Genomic DNA, 6,540 nt, shown 5'->3' on the forward strand with positions numbered 1-6,540 from the left:
CTTCGACTTCGCTCAGCCCGAACGGTTGTTGTAAATCCGACCCACCCCCAAACCCCGTTCAGCCTGAGCGAAGTCGAAGGCCAAGGGAAGCCATCACGCCAACAGCCCCGGCACCTCACGCCCCGCGAAATGCGCCTCCAGGTTCGCGACAACCATCTCCGCCATCGCCGCACGCCCCTCCCGCGTCGCGCTCCCCTGATGCGGGGCGAGGACGACATGGTTCATCCGGCGCAACGCATAGGGCACGTCGGGTTCGTCGGCGAACACGTCCAGTCCCGCCCCCGCGATACGATGCGACTCCAATGCCGCGATCAGCGCATCCTCATCGACCAGGCTGCCGCGCGCGACATTGACCAGCACGCCGTCCGCCCCCAGCCGATCGAGCACAGCGGCATCGACCGCCCGCCGGGTCTCGTCCCCGCCCGGCGCAGCGAGGAACAGCACGTCGCTTTCCGCCGCCAGCGTCGCCAGATCGGGCAGGAAGCGCCAGGCCACCGGCTTTTCCGACCGCGCGGTGTAGAGGATCTCGCCACCGAACGGCTCGGCCCTTTTTGCAATCGCCTGTCCGATCCGGCCCAGCCCGAAAATCCCGATCCGCCGCCCGCTGGCGCGTCGACCCAGCGGCACGGTCCAGTTGCCCATCCGCATCGCCCGGTCGTTCGCCGCGATCCGCCGGTCGACGGCCAGCCACAAGGCGATTGCCTGATCGGCGACATCCTCGGTCAATATGTCGGCGGTGATCGCGATGCGGATACCACGCGCCGCGACCGCGTCATGGTCGATCCCGTCATGGCCGACGCCGTGGATCGCGATGATTTCCAGTTCCGGCAGCCGGTCGAGCAGGGCCGCGTCGACCGTCATCATGCCGCCGCCCACGATGGCGCGGGTGGTCGGCGGGGCCGTGTCGCGGTGGATCCTGAAACGTTCGGCCAGTGCGATGTCGAGGGCGGGCGGGATGGCGGTTGCCAGGAAGAGGTCGTGCGGCATGACTCTGATAGTAGCGTGCTTTTTACCGCCTGTCCGCCATCCGGGTTAAACGGATCGCCGCGTCGTTCGCTCTCTGCCATGTTCGTGCAATGTTCGCGATCCCGCTCGACAGCCATGCCCCCCAGCCGCTAGGGCTGGCACCGTGACCGACCAAGACCGCCTTTTGTCCGCCAGCCGCCGTCCCGAGGATGTCGACGCCGCGCTTCGCCCGAAAAGCCTGGACGAATTTGTCGGGCAGCAGGCGGCGCGCGACAATCTGCGCGTCTTCATCCAGGCAGCGCGCGGACGCGGCGACGCGCTGGACCATGTGCTGTTCTTCGGCCCGCCGGGCCTGGGCAAGACGACGCTGGCGCAGATCATCGCGCGGGAGATGGGGGTGGGCTTTCGCGCGACTTCCGGTCCGGTCATCGCCAAGTCGGGCGACCTCGCCGCGCTGCTGACCAATCTGGAAGACGGCGACGTCCTGTTCATCGACGAAATCCACCGTCTGCAACCGGCGGTCGAGGAAGTCCTGTACCCGGCCATGGAGGACCGCGTCCTCGATCTGATGATCGGCGAGGGGCCGTCGGCGCGCTCGGTGCGGATCGACCTGCCGCGCTTCACGCTGGTCGGCGCGACGACGCGGCAGGGATTGCTGACCACCCCCTTGCGCGATCGTTTCGGCATTCCGGTCCGCCTGCAATTCTATACGGTCGAGGAACTGACCCGCGTCGTCACCCGCGCCGCCCGGCTGCTCGACCTGCCCATCGCCGAGGACGGCGCGGTCGAGGTCGCGCGCCGCTCGCGAGGTACGCCGCGTATCGCCGGGCGGCTGTTGCGCCGGGTCCGCGACTTTGCCAGCGTGGCGGGGCATGAGATCGTCCATGCCGCCGCCGCCGACCAGGCGCTCAACCGGCTGGAGGTCGACGCGCTGGGGCTCGATGCGATGGATCGCCGCTATCTGACGATGATCGCCGATGTCTATCGCGGCGGGCCTGTGGGGGTGGAGACGCTGGCCGCCGGTCTGTCCGAGCCGCGCGACACGATCGAGGAGGTCATCGAGCCCTTCTTGATCCAGCTCGGCCTGCTCGCCCGCACCGCGCGCGGGCGTATCCTCAATCCTGGCGGGTGGAAGCATCTGGGGCTGAATCCGCCGGTCGGATCGCAGGACGGTCTGTTCGACGTCTGAACGGGGGCGGGCGTCGAAAACGGACCCCCGCCGGCCGGAAGACCGATAGGGGTCAGGTGGGTGTCTCTCTATGCTGCGTTCGGCCCGGCATCTCCGCTCGGGAACGATCGCTGCCCCGCAACCATATGATTCCTCACGCGAAAGCGAGAACGTCATGGGATTGGGAGTGATCGAACCGCCCGGAGAGGCAAGGCCGAGCCAGGGTAACGAACCCCCTTGGTTTCGGTTGCGAGAACCGACGATCATTTTGCCGCACGACACCGCGGATAGTATTACCCCGATAATACACTTGAACCCAGCGGCCATCCCCTCCACACTAGAGATGCGTATTTGGAGAGTTTGAACGATGGCCACGACCGCCGATACCGTGACCCAGGAAAAGGGGCTGACGCTGACGCCGCCCGATCCCGTGCCGACGGTGGCGCCCGCCCAGGCCGCCGGACTGGTGCCCGTCGACGACAAGACGCGCAGCCAGCTGGAGCAGAAGGTCGACGGCTTCGTCGCCGAGTTGATCGCGCAGGACGTCAACAGCCCCGAATTCGGCCGCCGCGTCGATGCGATCACCGCCATGGGGCAAAAGGAAATCCGTGAGGCGGCCAGCCAGTCCAACCGTTTCCTCGATCGCCCGGTCAAAGCGATGGACGGCGAGACGGGCGTGGGCAAGGACCTGACCGAGCTGCGCCGCGTCGTCGAAAGCCTCGATCCCGGTCGCCAGGGCAATCTCTCCGCGCCGCGCAAGCTGCTCGGCATCCTGCCCTTCGGCAACAAGATGCGCGACTATTTCGACGGCTATCGCTCGTCGCAGACGCATATTGCCGCCATCCTGAAGAGCCTGTCCTCGGGCCGTGACGAACTGCTGATGGACAATGCCGCGATCGACACCGAGCGCGCGAACCTCTGGTCGGCGATGGGGCGGCTGGAGCAGATGATCCATCTGTCCAAGACCATGGACGCCAAGCTGGAGGATACGGCGAACGAGCTGGACCACAGTGATCCCGCCAAGGCCAAGGCGATCCGCGAGACCGCGCTGTTTTATACCCGTCAGCGGACCCAGGACCTGCTGACCCAGATGGCGGTGACGGTGCAGGGCTATCTGGCGCTCGATCTGGTCAAGAAGAACAATGTCGAGCTGGTGAAGGGCGTCGACCGCGCCTCGACCACCACCGTCTCGGCGCTGCGCACCGCCGTCACCGTGGCGCAGGCGCTGGCCAATCAGAAGCTGGTGCTCGACCAGATCACCGCGCTCAACACCACCACCGCCAACATCATCGATTCCACCGGCAAGTTGCTGCGCAGCCAGACCGCGCAAATCCATGAACAGGCGGCGGCCTCGACCATCCCGCTGGAAACGCTGCAACGCGCCTTCCAGAACATCTATGACACGATGGATGCGATCGACAGCTTCAAGATGAAGGCGCTCGATTCGATGAAGACCACGGTCACGACGCTGGGCAACGAGGTCGAGAAGTCGAAGGGCTATATCGCCCGGGCCGAGGGCGCGCAGAACCCGCAGCTGACCAGCGGGTCGTCGGCGTCGTCGTTCAAGCTGGAGGCGCTGTAAACCCGTGGCCACCCCCCGCTCGAACGAGGTCGATGCCCAGATCGAGCGTGCGCGCGAGGTGATGGCGCGCATCTCGCAGGATTATCGCGGGCAAGCACAGGCGACGATCAAGCGCGCCCGGCGCAAGACGCGCTCGGCATTGCAGCGGTTGATCCTGATCGCCATCGCCAATGCGGTCATCCTGATCGCGGCGATGGTGACGGGCCTGATCCTGCCCGGCGGGATCGGCATTTTCGGTGCGCTGGCGGCGATGATGCTCATGCTGGCGGCGACGCTCGCTATCGCTTTGGCGCCCGCCCCGCGCGCACCGACGCCCGCCAAGCTGGCGCAGGTCGATATCAAGGCGCTGCCCGCTCAGACCGAACGTTGGCTGGAGGCTCAGCGGCCCCTGCTGCCCGCGCCCGCCGTGCAACTGGTCGACCGGATCGGGCGGCGGCTCGACACGCTCTCGCCGCAGCTGGCGGCGGTCGACAACGAGACGCCCGAGGCGATGGAGGTCCGCCGCCTGATCGGCGAGCAGCTCCCCGCTTTTCTGCGCGACTATGAACGGGTGCCCGAGCCGCTCCGCCGGGTCGAGCGCAACGGCCGAACGCCGGATGCGCAACTGGTCGACGGCTTGAAGCTCATCGAGCAGGAAATCGGCGACATGACCCAGCGGCTGGCCCAGGCCGACCTCGACAGCCTGTCGACGCGCGGGCGGTTCCTGGAAATGAAATATCGCGAGGAAAAGGCTGACTGATGCGACGCGCGGCGGTGGTGGTGTTGATGATGCTTTCCACCGCCGCGATGGCGCAGGACGGGCCGTCCCAGGCTGATTGGGATGCCTTGAATGCGGCGCTGAAACATCTCGAAACCGGCCGCTATCTCGACGCGGCTGACGCCTTGCGGCCGCTGGCCTTCGATGCGGCGGGCCAGCCCAAGCGGGGCATGTTCTACAGCCAATGGCAGGAAGCCCGGACGCGGATGACCGCCGAGCCCGCGTATCCCGAGCCGGAGCCGTCGACCGACCCCGATGACAAGGCGCTCGCCGCGCGGCTTGCCGCCGCCACGCCGCGCGACGCGATCGCCGAGGTCGTTGCTCGAGCGGCCAAGACCCGCGTGGTGATCCTCAACGAGAATCACGGTTTGCCGCGCGACCGTGCCTTTGCACTGGAAGTGGCGCGGGCGCTCCGGCCGCTCGGCTATTCGATTCTCGCGGCGGAAACCTTCTGGAACAAGGAGGATCAGGCGCCGATGGTCCTGCTGGCGAAGCAGGGTTATCCGATCCGCACATCCGGCCATTACACCCAGGATCCGGTCTTCGGCGACTTCGTCCGCCAGTCGCTCGCCATGGGATACCGTCCTTACACCTATGAGCAGACGGCCACGGAGCAGGCACCCAAGGGCGCAAGCCGGGACGAAAGCATCGATCGACGCGAAGAGGCGCAGTCCACGCATCTTGCGCACCTCCTCGCCGCTGATCCTGCCGCCAGGATATTTGTCTATGTCGGCTTCAGCCACGTCACCGAGCAACCCCTAGACCGCGCTGGAAAGGCCAGCACGCGCTGGATGGCGACGCGGCTCAAAGCCAAGACCGGGATCGATCCTTTGACAATCGATCAGACGTCGCTCGGTCGGGATATGGGTGGGTCCAACATGTTGGCGCGTCAGGCGCTCGCGGCCAAGGCACCCGATCGGTCCATCGTGCTGTTCGAGGGGGATCGCCCCGTGACGGTCGGGCGCTATGCCGGTGCGGTCGATCTGCAAGTCTATCATCCGCCGACGCGCATGGTGAAGGGGCGGCCCGACTGGTTGGCGGCAATGAATCACAAGGCGATGGCGATTCCCGTCGGCTTCGTACCGCAAAAGGGCGAGCGCCTGGTCTAGGCCTTTATCGCGAGCGAGAGCGACGATGCGATCCCGGTGGATCAGGTGCTGGTCCAGGCGGGCAAGGACGTGCCCGTCCTGCTGGTGCCCGGCGACAAGCCCCTGCGGCTGGCGATGCAGGACCCCGCATCCACCATGACTGACATTTCGCGACAATAGCGGCCCAGGGAGGTGCGCCGAAGCCTTCCCACACATGAAAAGGGCTGCCGGGACGTCATCGCGACGGCCCCGGCAACCCCTAAACATGGTCAGCGGCCGGAGAGCTCCAGCCCGGGAAACCATGCGGGCCTCATGACATCAGGCGCGACCGTTGATTGGGGGAAAATACCCCCCGAACCGCGCCTATCGATATCAGAGACCGGCCCCCCGAACGAACTGAACCGACCCCCTTGCTGAACCATGAGACATCGGATCACCTCCTTTCGCTAGTTAAAGCCAATGCGCCCTTTCAAAGTGCGCAACGCCAATGTGCGTAGGCGAAAGCCAATAAACAAGACTTGTAATGCAGCGATGTTTGGCCGAGCATCCTGCGCCCGCCAAATCGCGGGACTCAGCCCCGGCAATCCTCGATCACGCGTCCGATCTCCGCATAGGCGGGGATGACCAGCGGCACTTGTCCGCTCTGTTCGATGGTGAACCGACCCCGGCTGAACGCCATGGCATCCAGCAACGGATCGGCGACCGGCAGCGACAGCTCCGCGCCGGAGGCGACGGCATGGGCGCTCAGGCTGCGCATGGTGCTGGAGGTGCGGATGGTGACCGTGCCCGCGACCGAGGCGGGGCGGCCGAGGCGGATCTGGCGGGTGCGCGGATCGCAGGCCAGGGTCAGGCGCGTGACGCCGCCGGTGCCGAAGGTCGCGGCCGACCCTTGCGCGGCGCGCTGATACCGCCAGTCGCCCGGCGTCAGCGGCCAATCGCGCCAGTCATTCCCCAGCACGGGGCGCGGTGCGGGCGGGGC

The 6,540-nt window shown here is 66.6% G+C and carries 7 protein-coding genes; 5 read left to right on the forward strand and 2 right to left on the reverse strand.

Annotation, left to right across the window (positions count from 1 at the left end; genetic code table 11):
- Positions 1-93: 93 nt before the first annotated feature.
- Complete coding sequence (locus tag NS355_RS10845; protein ID WP_058745735.1) at positions 94-987, reverse strand: 2-hydroxyacid dehydrogenase; 894 nt, start codon at positions 985-987, stop codon at positions 94-96.
- 142 nt (positions 988-1,129) lie between these two features.
- Here NS355_RS10845 and ruvB point away from each other — a divergent pair, with 142 nt between their 5' ends.
- The 5 genes from ruvB (at position 1,130) to NS355_RS19415 (ending at position 5,741) form a co-directional block, all read left to right on the forward strand.
- Positions 1,130-2,155, forward strand: a complete 1,026-nt coding sequence (gene ruvB / locus NS355_RS10850; protein ID WP_058745736.1) for a Holliday junction branch migration DNA helicase RuvB — start codon at positions 1,130-1,132, stop codon at positions 2,153-2,155.
- A gap of 346 nt (positions 2,156-2,501) precedes the next feature.
- On the forward strand, positions 2,502-3,716 hold the full coding sequence (locus NS355_RS10855; protein ID WP_058745737.1) for a toxic anion resistance protein: 1,215 nt from the start codon (positions 2,502-2,504) through the stop codon (positions 3,714-3,716).
- A gap of 4 nt (positions 3,717-3,720) precedes the next feature.
- Positions 3,721-4,455 (forward strand): hypothetical protein, encoded by a 735-nt coding sequence (locus tag NS355_RS10860; RefSeq protein WP_244489653.1) that lies wholly within the window; start codon positions 3,721-3,723, stop codon positions 4,453-4,455.
- The gene (locus NS355_RS10865; protein WP_058745738.1) at positions 4,455-5,582 is read left to right on the forward strand and encodes a hypothetical protein; all 1,128 of its coding nucleotides are present in this window, start codon (positions 4,455-4,457) and stop codon (positions 5,580-5,582) included. Before NS355_RS10860 ends, NS355_RS10865 begins: the two co-directional genes overlap by 1 nt.
- A 36-nt stretch (positions 5,583-5,618) precedes the next feature.
- On the forward strand, positions 5,619-5,741 hold the full coding sequence (locus NS355_RS19415) for a hypothetical protein (protein ID WP_275934723.1): 123 nt from the start codon (positions 5,619-5,621) through the stop codon (positions 5,739-5,741).
- A gap of 391 nt (positions 5,742-6,132) precedes the next feature.
- Here the strand turns inward: NS355_RS19415 and NS355_RS19010 are convergent.
- The coding region (locus NS355_RS19010) for a hypothetical protein (RefSeq protein WP_058745740.1) at positions 6,133-6,540 on the reverse strand (408 nt) is incomplete at its 5' end.

The sequence above is a fragment of the Sphingomonas yabuuchiae genome, assembly GCF_001477495.1.
GTDB lineage: Bacteria > Pseudomonadota > Alphaproteobacteria > Sphingomonadales > Sphingomonadaceae > Sphingomonas > Sphingomonas yabuuchiae_A.